Origin of the sequence: Streptomyces sp. NPDC049887 (assembly GCF_040656535.1) — a bacterium.
In the GTDB taxonomy this organism is placed as follows: Bacteria; Actinomycetota; Actinomycetes; order Streptomycetales; family Streptomycetaceae; genus Streptomyces.
Map to the genome: position 1 here is coordinate 181,918 of NZ_JBFAMM010000003.1, position 16,672 is coordinate 198,589.

The 16,672-nt window shown below is 74.0% G+C and carries 14 protein-coding genes and 1 pseudogene; 1 reads left to right on the forward strand and 14 read right to left on the reverse strand.

Features of this window, described 5'->3' with window-relative positions; genetic code table 11:
• Positions 1 to 108 precede the first annotated feature (108 nt).
• The 11 genes from pheT to AB0J10_RS05060 all read right to left on the reverse strand — a co-directional run bounded on the left by pheT (position 109) and on the right by AB0J10_RS05060 (position 11,570).
• The gene (gene pheT / locus AB0J10_RS05010) at positions 109 to 2,637 is read right to left on the reverse strand and encodes a phenylalanine--tRNA ligase subunit beta (RefSeq protein ID WP_363057896.1); all 2,529 of its coding nucleotides are present in this window, start codon (positions 2,635 to 2,637) and stop codon (positions 109 to 111) included.
• The gene (gene pheS, locus AB0J10_RS05015) at positions 2,637 to 3,779 is read right to left on the reverse strand and encodes a phenylalanine--tRNA ligase subunit alpha (RefSeq protein ID WP_363057898.1); all 1,143 of its coding nucleotides are present in this window, start codon (positions 3,777 to 3,779) and stop codon (positions 2,637 to 2,639) included. Before pheS ends, pheT begins: the two co-directional genes overlap by 1 nt.
• Positions 3,780 to 3,905: 126 nt before the next feature.
• Positions 3,906 to 5,024 carry an ATP-binding protein gene (locus AB0J10_RS05020; protein ID WP_363057900.1) on the reverse strand — a complete coding sequence of 373 codons (1,119 nt, stop codon included), beginning with the start codon at positions 5,022 to 5,024 and terminating at the stop codon, positions 3,906 to 3,908.
• 396 nt (positions 5,025 to 5,420) lie between these two features.
• Complete coding sequence (locus AB0J10_RS05025) at positions 5,421 to 6,311, reverse strand: RNA methyltransferase (RefSeq protein ID WP_363057902.1); 891 nt, start codon at positions 6,309 to 6,311, stop codon at positions 5,421 to 5,423.
• Between the two features lie 247 nt (positions 6,312 to 6,558).
• Positions 6,559 to 6,945, reverse strand: a complete 387-nt coding sequence (rplT, locus tag AB0J10_RS05030; RefSeq protein WP_017945472.1) for a 50S ribosomal protein L20 — start codon at positions 6,943 to 6,945, stop codon at positions 6,559 to 6,561.
• Positions 6,946 to 7,050: 105 nt separating this feature from the next.
• Positions 7,051 to 7,245, reverse strand: coding sequence for a 50S ribosomal protein L35 (gene rpmI, locus AB0J10_RS05035; protein WP_019884943.1), 195 nt, complete (start codon positions 7,243 to 7,245; stop codon positions 7,051 to 7,053).
• 103 nt (positions 7,246 to 7,348) lie between these two features.
• Positions 7,349 to 8,017, reverse strand: coding sequence for a translation initiation factor IF-3 (gene infC / locus AB0J10_RS05040; protein ID WP_363057905.1), 669 nt, complete (start codon positions 8,015 to 8,017; stop codon positions 7,349 to 7,351).
• Between the two features lie 359 nt (positions 8,018 to 8,376).
• Positions 8,377 to 8,757, reverse strand: coding sequence for a DUF1844 domain-containing protein (locus tag AB0J10_RS05045; RefSeq protein ID WP_363057907.1), 381 nt, complete (start codon positions 8,755 to 8,757; stop codon positions 8,377 to 8,379).
• Positions 8,758 to 8,780: 23 nt separating this feature from the next.
• Entirely contained in the window at positions 8,781 to 9,518 is a 738-nt protein-coding gene (locus AB0J10_RS05050) for an SseB family protein (RefSeq protein ID WP_363057909.1), read from the reverse strand.
• A gap of 79 nt (positions 9,519 to 9,597) precedes the next feature.
• Positions 9,598 to 10,791, reverse strand: coding sequence for a type VII secretion-associated serine protease mycosin (gene mycP / locus AB0J10_RS05055; protein WP_363057911.1), 1,194 nt, complete (start codon positions 10,789 to 10,791; stop codon positions 9,598 to 9,600).
• The gene (locus tag AB0J10_RS05060; protein WP_363058269.1) at positions 10,788 to 11,570 is read right to left on the reverse strand and encodes a hypothetical protein; all 783 of its coding nucleotides are present in this window, start codon (positions 11,568 to 11,570) and stop codon (positions 10,788 to 10,790) included. Before AB0J10_RS05060 ends, mycP begins: the two co-directional genes overlap by 4 nt.
• Positions 11,571 to 12,729: 1,159 nt before the next feature.
• Here AB0J10_RS05060 and AB0J10_RS05065 point away from each other — a divergent pair.
• Positions 12,730 to 13,932: an amino acid deaminase/aldolase gene (locus AB0J10_RS05065; protein WP_363057912.1), complete on the forward strand. Its 1,203-nt coding sequence runs from the start codon at positions 12,730 to 12,732 to the stop codon at positions 13,930 to 13,932.
• Positions 13,933 to 14,341: 409 nt separating this feature from the next.
• Here AB0J10_RS05065 and AB0J10_RS05070 read toward each other — a convergent pair.
• From AB0J10_RS05070 to AB0J10_RS05080, 3 genes and pseudogenes are all read right to left on the reverse strand, one after another.
• Positions 14,342 to 14,482: pseudogene (locus AB0J10_RS05070) on the reverse strand (DUF2510 domain-containing protein); the annotation flags it as partial.
• An 18-nt stretch (positions 14,483 to 14,500) separates the two neighbouring features.
• Positions 14,501 to 15,295: a 3-oxoacyl-ACP reductase gene (locus tag AB0J10_RS05075; RefSeq protein WP_363057914.1), complete on the reverse strand. Its 795-nt coding sequence runs from the start codon at positions 15,293 to 15,295 to the stop codon at positions 14,501 to 14,503.
• A 6-nt stretch (positions 15,296 to 15,301) separates the two neighbouring features.
• Positions 15,302 to 16,672 (reverse strand): aldehyde dehydrogenase family protein, encoded by a 1,371-nt coding sequence (locus tag AB0J10_RS05080; protein ID WP_363057916.1) that lies wholly within the window; start codon positions 16,670 to 16,672, stop codon positions 15,302 to 15,304.

Consider the following 16,672-nt stretch of genomic DNA (forward strand, 5'->3'; position numbering starts at 1 on the left):
CCCTCTCCGGACGTGTGGGCTCGACGGCGCGGACCGGCGGGGTGCCGGCGCGCGGGGCGCGCCCGGCCGGGGTCCGGACGCGCCCCTCGCGCTGTCGGCGGTGACCGCTCAGGCGCCGCGCAGCACCGCTCCGGTGCGCTCGCCGGCGAGCGCGACGGCGGCGTCACGGGCGGCCGACGCCTCCTCGACGGTCAGCGTACGGTCGGGGGCGCGGAACCGCAGCGCGTACGCCAGCGACTTCCTGCCCTCGCCGATCTGCTCGCCCTCGAAGACGTCGAACAGGCGGATGGACTCGAGCAGTTCGCCCGCGCCCTCCTGCAGCGCCCGCTCCACGTCCGCGGCGGGCACGTCCGAGGCGACGACCAGCGCGACGTCCTGGGTGGCCACCGGGAAGGTCGAGATCCGCGGCGCCTGCAGGGCTCCCTCACCTGCCCGCTCCAGCAGGTCCAGCTCCAACTCCATGGCGCAGGTGCGCTCCGGCAGTCCGAGCGACTTGACGACGCGCGGGTGCAGTTCGCCCGCGTGCCCGACGAGGGTCTCCTCGCCGTCGACCGAGACGTACAGCGCCGCGCAGCGGCCCGGGTGCCACGGCGTGTGCCGGTCGGCGCGGACGGTGAGCCCGGCACCGGCCTCACGGGCGACCGCGCGGGCCGACTCGATCGCGTCCGCCCAGTCGGCGGGACGGCCCTCGCCCCACCAGCCGGCCTGCTCGCGCGCACCCGCCAGGACGGTGGCGACCCGGCGCGGCTGGTGCGGCAGCGCCGCGTTCAGCACCGCGATCTCCTCGTCGGTCGGGCGGCGGTCGACCGGCAGCACTCCGGGCACCGTCTCCTCGCCGGTGGGCCTGAAGACCAGCCCCGTCTCGAAGAGCGCCAGGTCGTGCGAGCCTCGGCCGACGTTGCGGCGGAGCGCGGAGAGCAGTCCGGGCAGCAGCGTGGTGCGCAGCGCCGGCTCCTCGTCGGAGATCGGGTTGACCAGGGTGACCACCGTGCGCCGGGGGTCGTCGGCCGCCAGACCGAGCTGGTCCAGGACCGTCTCGCCGACGAACGGGTAGTTCAGCGCCTCGACGTAACCTGCGCCGGCCAGTGCGCGGCCGACGCGGCGGTGCAGCCGCCGGCGGGGGGTGAGCCCCCGGCCGGAGGGCGGGGTGGGCAGCGTCGACGGGAGGTTCTCGTACCCCTCCAGCCGGATGACCTCCTCGGCGAGGTCGTTGGGCTCGTGCAGGTCGGGTCGCCACGACGGGACGGTCACCAGGAGCTCGTCCTGGCCGTACACGTCGCAGCCGACCTCCTGCAGCCGGCGCACCACGGTCTCGCGGCCGTAGGCGACACCGGCGACCCGGTCCGGGTGGTCGGCGCGCATCGTGATGGTGCGCGGTGCGGACGGGGCGACGATCTCGGTGACCCCGGCCTCGGCGGTGCCGCCGGCCAGCAGGACCAGCAGGTCGACGGTGCGCTGCGCGGCCGCGGCGGCGGCCTGCGGGTCGACACCTCGCTCGAAGCGCCGGGACGCCTCGGACGACAGCTTGTGGCGGCGGGCCGTGCGGGCGATGGCGACCGGGTCGAAGTGGGCGGCCTCGACGACGACCTCGGTGGTGCCGCGGACCTCGCCCGTCTCCGGGTCGGTCTCGGAGTCGGCGATCTCCGTGTTGGCCCCGCCCATCACGCCCGCGAGGCCGATCGGCCCGCGGCTGTCGGTGATGACCAGGTCCTGGGCGTCCAGGACGCGCTTGACCCCGTCGAGGGTGGTGAACTTCTCGCCCGCCTCGGCGCGGCGGACCCCGATCGGGCCCTCGAGCCGGTTGCGGTCGTAGGCGTGCAGGGGCTGGCCGAGCTCCAGCATCACGTAGTTGGTGATGTCGACGGCGAGCGAGATCGGCCGCATGCCGGCCTTCTGCAGCCGGCGCTGCATCCAGATCGGCGAGCGGGCCTCGGGGTCGAGCCCGACGACGGTGCGCGCGGTGAAGCGGTCGCAGCCGATCGGGTCGGCGATCCGCACCTGGTAGCCGTACGAGTTGGGCGCGGGCACGTCGAGCAGTGCCGGGTCGCGCAGCGGCAGGCCGTAGGCGGTGGCGGTCTCGCGGGCGACTCCGCGCATCGACAGGGCGTAGCCGCGGTCGGGCGTGACGGCGATGTCCAGGACCTCGTCGTACAGCTCCAGCAGCTCGGTGGCGTCGGCGCCGACCTCGATCTCGGGCGGCAGCACGATGATGCCGTGCCTACCGTCGTCGCCCATGCCGAGCTCGTCGGCGGAGCAGATCATGCCGCGGGACATCCGGCCGTACGTCTTGCGCTCGGCGATGCGGAAGTCGCCGGGCAGGACGGCGCCGGGCAGGGCCACGACGACCTTGTCGCCGACGGCGAAGTTGCGGGCGCCGCAGATGATCTCCTGCGGCTCGCCCGTCTGGTTGGCCTGGCCGACGTCGACCGTGCAGAAGCGGATGGGCTTCTTGAACTCGGTCAGTTCCTCGACGGTGAGCACCCGTCCGACGACGAGCGGGCCGGTGAGGCCGGCGCCGAGCTGCTCGACGGTCTCGACCTCGAGGCCGGCCGAGATGAGTTTGGCCTGTACGTCACGGCCGGTCTCCGTCGCCGGCAGGTCGACGTACTCCCGCAGCCATGAAAGCGGGACCCGCATCAGATCTCCATCCCGAAAGGCCGGGTGAACCGGACGTCACCCTCGACCATGTCTCGCATGTCTTCGACGTTGTGGCGGAACATCAGCATCCGCTCGATGCCGAACCCGAAGGCGAACCCGCTGTACTTCTCCGGGTCGATGCCGCAGGCGGTGAGCACCTTCGGGTTGACCATTCCGCAGCCGCCGAGCTCGATCCAGCCCTCGCTGGAGCAGGTGCGGCAGGGGCGGTCCGCGTTGCCGACGGACTCACCGCGGCAGACGTAGCAGACCATGTCCATCTCGGCGGACGGCTCGGTGAAGGGGAAGAAGTTCGGCCGCAGCCGGGTCTTCATGCCCTCGCCGCCGAAGAGCGCGCGGACCATGTGGTCCAGGGTGCCCTTGAGGTCGGCCATGGTGAGGCCCTCGTCCACGGCGAGCAGCTCGACCTGGTGGAACACCGGGGTGTGGGTGGCGTCCAGGTCGTCGGTGCGGTACACGCGGCCGGGGCAGATCACGTACAGCGGCGGCTCGCGGTCCAGCATCGAGCGGACCTGCACGGGCGAGGTGTGCGTGCGCAGCACCACGCCGGAGCCGGACTCGCCGCCCTCCCCGCCGGTGCCCTCGGCGCCCTTCACGAAGAAGGTGTCGTGCTCACCGCGGGCGGGGTGGTCGGCCGCGATGTTCAGCGCGTCGAAGTTCAGCCACTCGGTCTCGACCTCGGGGCCCTCGGCGACCTCGTAGCCCATGGCCACGAAGATGTCCTCGATGCGCTCCGAGAGCGTGGTCAGCGGGTGGCGGGCGCCGGACGGGGTGCGGTCGTACGGCAGTGTGACGTCCACCGCCTCCTCGACCAGCACCCGGGCGTCGCGTTCGGCCTCCAGTTCGGCCTGGCGCGCGGCCAGGGACTTGTTGACGGCACCGCGGGCCTGGCCCACACGCTTGCCGGCCTCGGCCTTGGCGTGCGGCGGCAGGGCGCCGATCTCACGGTTGGCGAGCGCGAGCGGCGAGGTGGGGCCGGTGTGCGCGATCTTCGCCTCGTGGAGCGCGTCGAGGTCGCCTGCGGCGGCGAAGGCGTCAAGCGCCTCGTCCCGCATGCGCTCGATCTCTTCCGGTTTCAGTGCCTCGACCTCGACAGGGTCGTACGACTTGTTGGGTGCCGACATCTCTTCCCGTGCTTCCGATGGGGTGGCTGGGGCCCCCGCTCGACGACCGAGGACGCAAAGGTGCCAAAGGACGAGTTTAGCGGGGTGACGCTACGCGAATGAGCCCGCGGGCCGCCGGGGTGCTTGTCAGGTGAGACAGGCGGGCGTGCCCACGGGCAACGTAAATCGGAACTCCGCGCCGCCGCCCGGGCCGCGTCCCACGGTGATCGTCCCGCCGTGCGCCTCGACGATGCCCTTCACGATGTACAGGCCGAGACCGGTGCCACCGCGCTTGCTCCCCCGCCAGAAGCGGGTGAAGACACGGCCCATCGACTCCTCGGGGATGCCGGGGCCTTCGTCGCTCACGGTGACGACCGTTCCCTTCTCGTCGCTGCTGCCGGACGCGGGGGCCACCTCGATGGTGACCGTTCCGTCCCCGTGGCGCACCGCATTTTCCAGGAGGTTGCCGAGAACCTGGTCGATCTTGTCGGGGTCCGCCCACAGCTCGGGCAGGTCGTGGTGGACGCGGACGAAGAATCGGTCCGGGGACTGGCCGCCCGCGGTGTACGCCTGGACGTGGCGCCCGACGGCGGCGGCGACGTCGACCGGCTGGCGCCGCACCTCCAGCCGGCCGGAGTCGATGCGCGAGATGTCGAGGAGCTCCGCGATGAGCCGGGTCACGCGGTTGGCGTCGGCGTCGACGGTCTCCAGCATCAGCCGCTTCTGGTCGTCGGTGAAGCGCTCCCACTTGGCGAGCAGGGTGGCGGTGAACCCCTTGACGGAGGTCAGCGGGGAGCGCAGTTCATGGGCGACGGTGGCGATCAGCTCGGCGTGGCTGCGCTCGGTGCGGCGGCGCGCCTCGGTACCGCGGACGCTGACGACGACGCGGCGTACCGGGCCCGTGGGCGCCTCCCGTACGTAGCGGGCGGAGACCAGGACCTCGCGGCCGCCCGGCAGCAGCAGATTGCGCTCGGGCTGACCGACCCGGGTGGCGAGGCCACCGTACGGATCGGTGAGCGGCCACCAGCGGCGGCCCTTGAGGTCCTCCAGGGGCAGCACGTGCTCCAGCGGCCGACCGAGGGCGCGGTCGGCGGGCACGGCGGTGATGCGCGCGGCGGCGGCGTTGAAGCAGATGATCCGGCCGTTCTCGTCGGCCACGACGAGGCCGTCGGGGAGGTCGTCCGGGCCGATGCCAGGACCCGCGCCGTCCTCGGCGCGTGCCGATGCCAGGAACGCCCCGGACGGCCCGCTGGTGCCGACAGTCATCCCCGTACCCCACCTCTCGAACCGGTGCAGTGGGTCCCCGAGCCCGTCACCCTACTAGTCGGCGGTGACGGAGCGACACCCTGCGTCCACCGGCGGTCGACATCCGGCGGCGCTGGCCCGCGTGCGGCGGGCGGGCGGCCGCGGAGCGGCGGCGCCGTCCGCCCGGAACACACGGCGGTACGCGGCGGGAGCCGGGATCGCGGAGGGGGCTGTGGCTGCCGGCGGTCCTTCGGGTGCGGTGGCCGTCGCGGGTGCCGGGGCGTCACGGGTGCCGGAACTCCTGCAGGCGCCGGGGGCGTCCTCGGCGTGGAGGGCCCGAGGGGCCCCGGCGGAGGACCGCCGGGCGGTCGCAGCCGCGGCCACGGCGTTCGGTGCCGCGGGCCCGGCGGACCCGATTCAGACGGGCTCCCAGGAACCGGCGGCCCCGTCCCGGCGGCCGGTCACGGCGCTGCAGCCGCCGGGGACGCGCTGGGCCCGTGCGGAGGCATAGAGGCAGACGGCGGCGGCGGTGGCGAGGTTGAGGCTCTCGGCCTTGCCGTGGATCGGCACGCGAACGACGGCGTCGGCGAGCGCCCGGGTCTCCTCGGGGAGGCCCCATGCCTCGTTGCCGAAGATCCACGCGGTGGGCCCGGACATGGCCCCGGCGTCGAGCTCGTCGTCCAGGTCGTCCTCGCCGGCGCCGTCGGCGGCCAGGACGCGCACGCCCACCGCCCCCAGCCCGCTGACGGCCTCCTCGACGGGGACGCCGACCGCGACGGGCAGATGGAACAGCGAGCCGACCGAGGCCCGGACCGACTTGGGGTTGTAGAGGTCCACCGAGGCGTCCGTGAGCACGACCGCGTCGGCACCGGCCGCGTCCGCGCAGCGAAGCACCGTGCCGGCGTTCCCCGGGTCGCGCACGTGCGCGAGCACGGCCACGAGTCTCGGACGGGCGGCCAGGATGTCCTCGAACGGCGAGTCGAGGAAGCGGCAGACGCCGACGAGGCCCTGCGGCGTCACGGTCTGGGAGACCTCCGCGAGCACGGTGTCGGATGCGTGATGGACCCGGGCCCCGGCGGCGCGGGCCGCGTCGACGATGTCCGCGTGGCGCTCGGCGGCCTCGACGGTGGTGAAGAGCTCGACAAGCGTCGGCAGGCCGTCGCCGCCACGGTGCGCGACCGCCTCGCGCACCGCCTGCGGTCCCTCAGCGAGGAAGAGCCGCTCCTTGGAGCGGAAGTTCCGCTTGGCGAGCCGCCGCGCGGCGACGACCCGCGGAGACCGCGGGGAGATCAGCTCGGGGGTCCCCATGGGGGCTCTCACTTCCTTGTGGCGTTCCGCGGTGCGCGGTCGGCGGCGCGTTCGGTGCGTTGCGGTACCTGGGTGCGGTGCGTTCGGTCCGGTGGGGTACGTACGGCACCGTGCGGTGCGTACGGTGCCGTACGGCACCGCAGCCGCGGTGCGCCGGTACGGCTCGCGCCCGCCCGGTCCGGAACACACTCGGACCCGCAGACCGTCGGCCTGCGGGTCCGGGTTGTCGTCCGGTGGGACGCGACCGTCAGGCCGCGGCCTTCGGGGCGTTGACGTCGCTCGGGAGGGCCTTCTGGGCGACCTCGACGAGCGCGGCGAACGCGTTGGCGTCGTTGACCGCGAGCTCGGCCAGGATCTTGCGGTCCACCTCGACGTTGGCGGCCTTCAGACCCTGGATGAAGCGGTTGTAGGTGATGCCGTTCGCGCGGGCAGCGGCGTTGATGCGCTGGATCCACAGCTGGCGGAAGTCGCCCTTGCGCTTCTTGCGGTCGTTGTAGTTGTAGACGAGGGAGTGGGTGACCTGCTCCTTCGCCTTGCGGTACAGGCGGGAACGCTGACCGCGGTAGCCGCTGGCCTGCTCGAGGATCGCCCGGCGCTTCTTGTGGGCGTTGACTGCCCGCTTGACGCGTGCCACTTTTTGACTCCTTGTAGCGGGGCCGTGGTTGTCCTCACACGGCCCGGAAACGAATTGGTCCCGGTCTTGCCCGGAAGCCCCCGGTCACCGAGGGCGCGAGGTCAATCAGATGCCCAGCATCTTCTTGATCTTGGCGGCGTCACCCGGGGCCATCTCGGCGTTGCCGGTGAGGCGACGCGTCAGCTTGGACGACTTGTGCTCGAGCAGGTGGCGCTTGCCGGCGCGCTCACGGAGCACCTTGCCGGAGCCGGTGATCTTGAAGCGCTTCTTGGCACCGCTGTGCGTCTTGTTCTTCGGCATCGCGCCGTTCTCTCCTCGTCAGTGGCGCTTTCGTCGCCGGTGGCAAACCGGCAGGCGAAAGCGTCAGATGTATCGGTTGATGTCCGGGACGGGCGCCCCGGAATCAGGCCTCGGCGGGCTCTTCGGGGGCGGTCGCGCTCTGGGCGGACCGGTCCCCCTGGCGCTCCGCCTTGCGGGCGGCCTGCGCCTCACGGGCCTCGGCCATCGCCTCGGTCTTCTTCTTGTGCGGACCGAGAACCATGATCATGTTGCGGCCGTCCTGCTTCGGGTTCGACTCCACGAAACCGAGGTCCTGGACGTCCTCCGCCAGCCGCTGCAGCAGCCGGTAGCCGAGCTCCGGCCGGGACTGCTCGCGACCACGGAACATGATCGTGATCTTGACCTTGTCGCCCTGCTTGAGGAACCGGACGACGTGACCCTTCTTGGTGTCGTAGTCGTGCGGGTCGATCTTCGGCCGGAGCTTCATCTCCTTGATGACCGTGTGCGCCTGGTTCTTGCGCGCCTCACGGGCCTTCATGGCCGACTCGTACTTGAACTTCCCGTAGTCCATGAGCTTGCAGACCGGCGGACGGGCGTTCGCCGCCACCTCGACGAGGTCGAGGTCGTACTCCTGCGCAAGCTCCAGGGCCTTGGCAAGCGGAACAATCCCGACCTGCTCGCCGCTGGGACCGACAAGTCGCACCTCGGGAACGCGAATCCGGTCGTTGATGCGGGGCTCGGCGCTGATGGATCCTCCTCGGTAGCACCACGCGGCGGTCTGGCGGACAGCCACGCAACGTCTGTTTCTGTATGGACCAACCGCGCCGGTGCAACAAAAATGCCCCGACGGGACACAGGCGGGGCTCCTCGGATACCGGAGCACCGCCGCGTCAGCCGCGGGGCGCTGCTTCGGACGGCTCCATCGTCCGTACGGAACGATGGGCGCCGTCTGACCGGTGACCCGCCGCTCGTCAGAGCGGCCAGGTGGGAGATCGGAGCCTCCACTTGTGGGTCGGGCACATACGTGTCCGACCGGTCGTTACACAAGGTTAGCAGCTCCGGCCCGAAGGGGCGAACCGGAGGACGGGCAGCCCGCGCGGACCACGGGCGCGGGGGCGGCGGGCGTACCGCCCGGCCGGCCGGCGGGGCCGGCTAGCCGTGGACCGGTCCGGTGTACTTCTCGCCCGGGCCCTGGCCCGGCTCGTCCGGGACGATCGAGGCCTCGCGGAAGGCCAGCTGGAGGGACTTCAGCCCGTCCCGCAGCGGTGCCGCGTGGAAGGAGCTGATCTCCGTGGCTCCCGCGTCGAGGAGGCCGGCCAGCGCGTGGACCAGCTTCCGGGCCTCGTCCAGGTCCTTGTGCTCGTCGCCGTCCTCGGTGAGTCCCAGCTTCACCGCGGCAGCGCTCATCAGGTTCACCGCGACCGTGACGATCACCTCGACCGCGGGGACCTCCGCGATGTCGCGGGTCATGGCGGCGAAGTCGGGAGCCTGCTCGCCCGCGGGCTGCTCGGGGGTGGGGGTCGCGTCACTCATGGAGCACACGATATGCGGTGCCCTCAGGCCCTCATGTACAGGGGCTCTCCCGGCGGCACCGCCGACGCGGGCAGCAGCGCGAGGTCGAGTCCGCGCACCAGCCTGGCCCGGAGCGTCTCGTCGGCGGCCAGGGCACGGGCGACGCGCTGTGCGGCCTCGGCGGGGGACGCGCCGGCCCCGTCGCCGAGGACGAGCGCGAGCGTGCCGTCGGCGCTGCCGGGGCCGAGATGGGCGCGCAGCACCGCCGGCTCGGCTGCCAGCACGGCCCGTACCGCCCGGGCGACGGCCGGGTCGGCCAGCGGGTCGGTGCTGGTACGCCCCTCGGCCAGGGCGAGCAGCGCACGGCCGGTCAGCTCGTACGGCACCGGGCCGGCGAGGTCCAGGACCACGGTGTCCGCCTTCTCGTGGGCGGCCGCCCGAAGGGCCTGGTGCAGGGGCACGGCGACGGGCCTGGCCTGCGGGTCCCACAGGGCGAGCGCCGCGGTCGACGTGAAGGCGGGCAGGGCGCGGCGGTTCCCCGCCGTCAGCGTGGGGACCGCCATGTCGCTGGTCTTCTCGCGGCGCAGTCCCGACTCGTCCACCTCCACCTCCCCGAGCACGGCGACGACGGGGACGAGGAGCCTGGCGCCCTTGAGCGCCTCCAGCACGGGCCCCTCGGCCGTGCGGTCCCGGGCCCACGCGGTCAGCGCCGCCTCCAGGGCCGGGTCGGCGGTGCCGTCGTCGTCGGAGAAGCCGGGGTCGGGGATGTTCTTGAGCGCCACACGACGAGCCTAGTTCGTCGGCGGTGCCGCCCGGGACGGCGGGGAGGCGGACCGGGGCGGACCGATGCGGACGCAGGGTTCAGGTCCGGCGGCCGCCGCGCCACAGCACGACCGCCGCGGCCAGCAGCAGCGCGCCGAGGCCACCGGTGACGGGGGCCAGCCGGCCGCCGCCCGGCTCGGCCGAGGAGCCGTCCGGTCCCGTGCCGAAGTACTGCTTGCGGTAGCCCTGGACCGACGCGTTCTCCGGGTCGGTGCCGCCGGGTACCTGCCTGCCGCCCTTCTCCATCGCGGCCGCCGGGTCGACGATGCCGTACCCCTTGGAGTCGTCGCGACCGTTCTTCGGGCCGCCTCTGGCGGTGTCGGCGAGGAGACGCTTGATCTGGGCGGGGGTGAGGCGGGGGTGAGCGGCGCGGACGAGCGCGACCGCACCGGAGACGAAGGCGGACGCCGCGCTGGTGCCCCAGCCCTCGTAGTACTTGCGGTCGGGGTCGGCGATGACGACGTCGACGCCCGGGGCGCTGACCGTGGCGTACCAGCGCCGGGTGGAGAAGGAGGCGTGGGTGCCGTAGCGGTCGACGGCGGCGACGGCGATGACACCGGGGTAGGCGGCGGGGTAGGAGATGTGGTCGCCCTTCTCGCCCCCGTTGCCCGCCGAGGCGACGACGACCGCGCCCTTGGCGAGGGCGTACTGCACGGCGGCGTCCTCACCGGCGTCGGGGTGGGCGGACTCGCTGTCGTCGCCGAGGGAGAGGTTGATGACGTCGGCGCCGTTGTCGGCCGCCCAGCGGATTCCCCGGGCGAGAGCCGTGCCACGGGTGTTGCGCGCCTTGCCACGGGCGGGGTCGGCACCTTCCAGGATCACCCGCACGGGCAGGATCGTGGCCTCGGGGGCGATCCCGAGCACTCCGTCCTCGCGGCCGGGACCGTGGCCGTGCCCGGCGATGATCCCGGCCATCGCCGTGCCGTGCCGGGCCCAGGCGCGGTCGCCCCGCTTGGCCCCGAACCCGATGAGGTCCTTGGTGGGAAGGACGCTGCCCTCCAGGTCCGGATGGCTGTCGTCGACGCCGGTGTCGAGCACCGCGACGGTGATGCCCGCGCCCTTGGTCGTCCGCCAGGCGTCCTCGGTGTGCAGGGCCTCCAGGGCCCACTGCCGGACCCGGATGCCGTCGGCCTGCGCGGGCGCGGCGGAGACGAGCGAGAACGCGACGGCCGTGGCCACCGCCCCCAGGAGCCGCCGGGGCGTGGCGCGGGTGCGGAGGCGTACTGCCGTCATTCGGGGCGCTCCGGTGGGGTGGCGGACTTGCGCAGGGCGCGCTCGATGCGGTCCGCGATGCCCTTGGCCTCGTGGCCGAGGCCGGCCTGGGCGGGGGCGGACGTGTCGCCGGGGACCGTGGCCTCGGCGGCGGGCACGGGGTCGGCGACGGGGCGGCCGTCGGCGAACCCGGAGACGGCGAAGACGACGACGGGGGCGTCGGTGAGCACGCTGACGGTCCAGCTGGCCCGCTGGCGGTCGCCGAAGCCCGCGGCCACGGTGCCGGGGACCGCGTATGCGCGGGGCAACAGATCGGTGCGCTCGTCCAGCCCCTCCTCCGAGAACCGCTTGCGCAGGGCCACCATGCCGTCCCGGTCCGCCTCGGTGACGACCATGCCGACGGTCGTGACGCTGGAGGCGGTGGCGTCGGTGTAGGTGGCGCGGAGGACGCGCAGGCAGCCGATCGGCTGGAGCGCCCTGAGCAGCAACGGGTCGAACGCGCCGGTGCACGGTGCGTCGGGCGCGACCGCGATCCGGGTCCACACCCGGTCGGCGCCGCCGGGTCCCGCGCCGTCGCCCTTGATCGTGCGCGGGAAGAGCGAGTCGACGGGGACGCTGTGCCAGAGCGTACGGGCGTCGGTGTAGAGGGGCTGGGAGGCGGGCGAGGCGGCCGAGTCGTCCACGAGCCAGCTTCCGGTGACCGCTCCGCCGATCAGCCCGAGCCCGAGTACCAGGCAGACCAAGGCACCCACGGTCCTGGCGGGGTGCCGGTCCCGGACGGGCCGCAGCCGGGTGGTGATCTCGGTGGGCGTCTCGGGGAAGGTGCTCGCGCAGGGCCCCGGAGGACCACCGGGCGACGTCCACGGCCAGGGGCTGCCCGGGGCGCCCGGGACGCCCACCGGCCCGCCGGCCACCGGGGCCGGTGACGCGGGCGCGGGGTACGGGGCGGGCGCCGGGGGTGCGGAGGGAGCGGTGGCTGCCGGCGGCATTCCGGGTGCGGTGGCCGTGACGGGTGCCGGGGGCGTCACGGGTGCCGGAACACCGGCAGGCGCCGGGGGCGTCCGCGGCGCGGAGGGCGCGATGGGCCCGGTGGAGGGCGCGATGGGCCCGGTGGAGGGTGCCGGGGACGTTCCGGGTGCACCACCGGCACGCGGCGGCGTCAGGGGACGCGGAGGTATCTCCTCCACGGCACGGGGCGCGGGAGCGTCCGGGCGGCTGACGGGGGACGGGGGTGCGGGCGGCCGGGCTGGGCGGCCCGCGGTGACGTCAGGGACCGCCCCGCTGGGCGCGGGAGTGCTCGGGCCGTTCCCCGTGGCCCGAGGTGCCGACGGCTGCGGCGGGCGGGGGGACGCCGATCCGCGAGCCGGGCCGCTCGGGCCGGAGGGGCCGGTTGAGCCGGTGGGGCCGGAGGGGCCGCTCGGGCCGGAGGGGCCGGTCGGGCCGGAGGGGCCCGTTCCCGGCCCGGCCGGTTCGTTGGCGGCCCGGGCGGGCTCGCTCGCGGCCCGGCCCGGATCGTGCGCGGCCCGGGCCGGGGCCATCGAGACGGCGTGGCCCGTGGTGGCGATCGTGCGGGATCGGGGCGCGGGGGTTGAGGGGGCGTCAGCGGGTGCGGTGCGTGGGCGGGGTGCCGGCGGGACGGAGCCGGCGCGGGGGTCCGGGGCGGAATCCCTGACCGGACGCAGACGGGTGGTCGTCTCGGCGGGCGCGGGGGCCGGGACCTGCGGGGTTCGGGAGGGGCGGGAGGGGACACGCGGGCGCTGCGCCTCGGTGCTCATCCGCCCCCCGTTTCCTGGTGCTCGTACCGCCGCCGGATCGCCTTTCGGGGCAGGCCCGTTCGTCGCCGCGGCCCCTCACTCTACGGGCTGGCACACGCCGCAAGGGAATGGGTACGCGGCACAGGGGGCATCTGCGCAGAACGTCCCCCTACCGTCGGGTAGACCGGTCTGGCAAGCTCTGCGCATGACTCCCCGTGCCGCTCTCAGGACCCGGTACGACCGGGCCACCGCCCACCTCGACGCGCCCCTCGCCATCGTGGACCTGGAGGCGTTCGACGCCAACGCGGCGGATCTGGTCAGGCGAGCGGGCGGGAAGCCGGTCCGGGTGGCCAGCAAGTCCGTGCGGTGCCGGGCGCTGCTCGAACGGGTGCTGGCGAAGGACGGCTTCTCGGGGGTCATGTCCTACACGCTGGAGGAGTCGATCTGGCTGGCCCGGGCGGGTTTCGGCGACGTGCTCCTGGCCTACCCGTCCGCCGACCGCGCCGGTTTCGCCGAACTGGCCGGTGACGCCAAGCTCGCGGGCGTCGTGACGGTCATGGTCGACGACCCCGCGCAGCTGGACCTGGTCGACCGCGCCCGGGACGGCGGCACCGAGGAGATCCGGATCTGTCTGGAACTGGACACCTCGCTCCGTCTGCTGGGCGGCCGGATCCGTTTCGGTGCGCGGCGGTCGCCGCTGCGTGCCCCCGAGGACGTGGCCGAGCTCGCCCGCGCGATCGTCGCCCGACCCGGCTTCCGGTTGGTGGGTCTGATGGCGTACGAGGGCCACGTCGCGGGAGTCGGTGACGCGGTCGCGGGCAGTCCGCTGCGCTCGCGGATGGTCAGGCTGATGCAGTCCGCGGCCCGGCGCGAGCTGGCGCGACGGCGGGCGGACGTGGTGCGTGCGGTGCGGTCGGTGGTCCCGGACCTGGAGTTCGTGAACGGTGGTGGCACCGGCAGCGTGCAGCACACGGCCGCGGAGGACGCGGTCACGGAGGTCGCCGCGGGCTCCGGTCTGTACCTGCCCAGGCTCTTCGACAACTACACGTCGTTCAGCGGGCGTCCCGCGGCGTTGTTCGCGCAGCCCGTCGTGCGCCGCCCGGGCGTCGGCGTGGTGACGGTGCTCGGCGGCGGCTATCCGGCCTCGGGCGCCGCCGGGCGCGACCGGCTGCCGGTGCCGTACCTGCCGGAAGGGCTGCGCTACGACCCGATGGAAGGGGCGGGCGAGGTGCAGACGCCGCTGCTGGGCCCGCCCGCGGACGATCTGCTCGTCGGCGACAAGGTGTGGTTCCGGCACGCGAAGGCCGGGGAGTTGTGCGAGCGGTTCGCCTCGCTGCATCTGGTCGAGGGCGAGCGGGTGACGGCCACCGTGCCGACGTACCGGGGCGAGGGCCGTACGTTCCTCTGAACCGTCGGGCGGGAGGGCGCGGAGACCTCGACGTCGCGGACGGCCGCGGCCCGGTCGGCCCGGGGACCCGAGCACGTTCACGGCGCGACGTGGTGGCGACTCCCCCGCCGACGTCCGCCGGCGGCCGGATGCCCGCGATGTCGTCGGCGGCCGAGGGGCTCGGCTCCGGCCCGTTCCCCGGCGCGGTGGGCCGCGCCGATGGGGCGGCCCACCGCGGGCTGCGGCGCCGTCCGTTCGTCGCCGTCGCCGAGGAGGACGGCACCGGTGGCGATCGCGTCCACCAGGACCGCTCCGGCCGTGGGGCGCGGCTGTCGCCCCGTTGCCGGTACCCCGCCGGGCCCGATCCCGCCGGCGAGCGGCACGGGCGCGGTGACGGCCGGTGCGGTGGCCGGCGGCTGCGGGCACCGGATGTGCGGGTGTGCCCGGTCCAGGCACGGCCGTCCCACCGGCGTTCACGGGTCGGCGTGCCTGGGTCCGGGTACCGGCCCGGGGGTCCCCCGGGCCGACAGGCGTAGGGGGAACGGTCGTCGTGCTCGTCCGGCCGCCCCAGGAGGGGCCGGGCACGGGCCTACACGGGGGTGACGTACGCGCCGGAGATACCGCCGTCGACGAGGAAGTCGGTGGCGTTGACGAAGGAGGAGTCGTCGCTGGCGAGGAACGCCACGGCCGCGGCGATCTCCTCCGCGTCGGCGAACCGGCCGACGGGGATGTGCACCAGCCGGCGCGCCGCCCGCTCGGGGTCCTTGGCGAACAGTTCCTGCAGCAGCGGGGTGTTGACCGGTCCCGGGCACAGGGCGTTGACCCTGATGCCCTCGCGGGCGAACTGCACGCCCAGCTCGCGGGACATGGCGAGGACCCCGCCCTTGCTCGCGGTGTACGAGATCTGGGAGGTCGCCGCGCCCATCCGGGCCACGAACGAGGCAGTGTTGATGATGGACCCCCGGCCCTGGCGCCGCATGTAGGGGATGGCCGCCTTGCAGCACAGGTACACGGAGGTCAGGTTGACCTCCTGGACCCGCCTCCAGGCCTCCAGGCCCGTCTCCAGGATGGAGTCGTCGTCGGGGGGCGAGATGCCGGCGTTGTTGAAGGCGATGTCGACGCTGCCGTAGGTGTCGAAGGCGGTCCGGAACAGCGCTTCCACCTGTTCGGCGTCGGTCACGTCCACCTTCACGAAGGTCCCGCCGACCTCCTCGGCGGCGGTCTTGCCCGCGGTCTCGTCGATGTCGCCGCAGACGACGTGGGCTCCTTCGGAGGCGAGACGGCGCGCGGCGGCCAGGCCGATGCCGCTGCCGGCGCCGGTGATGACGGCGGTGCGGCCGACGAGCCGGCGGCAGACGGGGGTGTCACTGTGGTCAGTGGTCATGGGATCTCAGGCCTCCGTGCTGATGAAGACGTTCTTGGTCTCGGTGAATGCGGTGAGGGCGTCGGGACCGAGTTCGCGGCCGAGGCCGGACTGCCCGTACCCGCCGAAGGGGGTCCAGTAGCGGACACTGGAATGGGAGTTGACGGACAGGTTGCCTGCGGCTACCGCCCCCGAGACGCGCAGCGCCCGGCCGACGTCACGCGTCCAGATGGACCCGGAGAGCCCGTACTCGGTGGCGTTGGCGAGGCGTACGGCGTCGTCCTCGTCGTCGAAGGGCAGCACGACGGCGACGGGGCCGAAGACCTCCTCGGTGGCGACGGGCGCCTCGGGGGCGACTCCGGTGACGAGCGTCGGCGGGAACCAGAAGCCGGGGCCGTCGGGGGCGCTGCCCCGGACCGTCGCGAGGTCGTCGGTGACGTACGCCCGTACGCGGTCGAGCTGGGCGCGCGAGATCAGCGGGCCCATCTGCGTGGCCTCGTCCGCGGGGTCGCCGACGACGACCGACTTCAGCGCGGGGGCGAGGCGGTCGAGGAAGGCGTCGTACACCGGGCGCTGGACGAGGATGCGGGTGCGGGCGCAGCAGTCCTGGCCGCTGTTGTCGAGGAAGGCCATCGGTGCCGCGGCGGCCGCCGCCTCGATGTCGGCGTCGGCGAAGACGATGTTGGGGCTCTTGCCGCCGAGTTCCAGGGTCACCCGTTTCACACGCTCGGCACAGAGCGCCATGATCTGCTTGCCCACCCGGGTGGAGCCGGTGAAGACGATCTTGGCCACGCCGGGGTGGCGCACCAGCGCGTCGCCCGCGACGGCGCCGTGACCGGGCAGCACCTGGAAGAGGTGTTCGGGAAGGCCCGCTTCCAGGGCGAGTTCGGCGAGGCGCAGCGCGGTCAGCGGGGTCGTCTCGGCGGGTTTGAGGACGACGGCGTTGCCGGCGGCGAGCGCGGGGGCGGTGCCCCAGGCGGCGATCGGCATGGGGAAGTTCCATGGTGCGATGACGCCCACGACCCCGAGCGGTTCGAGGAGGGTCAGGTCGATGCCCCCGGGCACGGGGATCTGGCGGCCGGTGAGCCGCTCCACCCCGCCGGCGGAGTAGTCGAGCAGATCACGGACGTTGCCGGCCTCCCAGCGGGCGTTGCCGAGCGTGTGCCCGGCCTCCCGCACCTCCAGCAGGGCGAGTTCCTCGACGTGGTCGTCGACGACGGCGGCGAAACGGCGCAGCAGCCTGGCCCGGTCGGCGGGGGCCGCGGCGGCCCAGGCGCGCTGGGCACGCGCCGCCCGCCCCACCGCGGCGTCGACGTCGGCGGCGTCCGCACCGGGGACGGTGGCGACGACCTCCTCGGTGGCCGGGTTGAGCACGTCGAGTGCGTACGGTTGCGACAA

Excerpts from the sequence above, each read along its gene's own strand:
- pheT (WP_363057896.1), bottom strand. The coding sequence starts at position 2,637 with ATGCGGGTCCCGCTTTCATGGCTGCGGGAGTACGTCGACCTGCCGGCG.
- pheS (WP_363057898.1), bottom strand. The coding sequence starts at position 3,779 with ATGTCGGCACCCAACAAGTCGTACGACCCTGTCGAGGTCGAGGCACTG.
- AB0J10_RS05020 (WP_363057900.1), bottom strand. The coding sequence starts at position 5,024 with ATGACTGTCGGCACCAGCGGGCCGTCCGGGGCGTTCCTGGCATCGGCA.
- AB0J10_RS05025 (WP_363057902.1), bottom strand. The coding sequence starts at position 6,311 with ATGGGGACCCCCGAGCTGATCTCCCCGCGGTCTCCGCGGGTCGTCGCC.
- rpmI (WP_019884943.1), bottom strand. The coding sequence starts at position 7,245 with ATGCCGAAGAACAAGACGCACAGCGGTGCCAAGAAGCGCTTCAAGATC.
- AB0J10_RS05045 (WP_363057907.1), bottom strand. The coding sequence starts at position 8,757 with ATGAGTGACGCGACCCCCACCCCCGAGCAGCCCGCGGGCGAGCAGGCT.
- mycP (WP_363057911.1), bottom strand. The coding sequence starts at position 10,791 with ATGACGGCAGTACGCCTCCGCACCCGCGCCACGCCCCGGCGGCTCCTG.
- AB0J10_RS05065 (WP_363057912.1), top strand. The coding sequence starts at position 12,730 with ATGACTCCCCGTGCCGCTCTCAGGACCCGGTACGACCGGGCCACCGCC.
- AB0J10_RS05075 (WP_363057914.1), bottom strand. The coding sequence starts at position 15,295 with ATGACCACTGACCACAGTGACACCCCCGTCTGCCGCCGGCTCGTCGGC.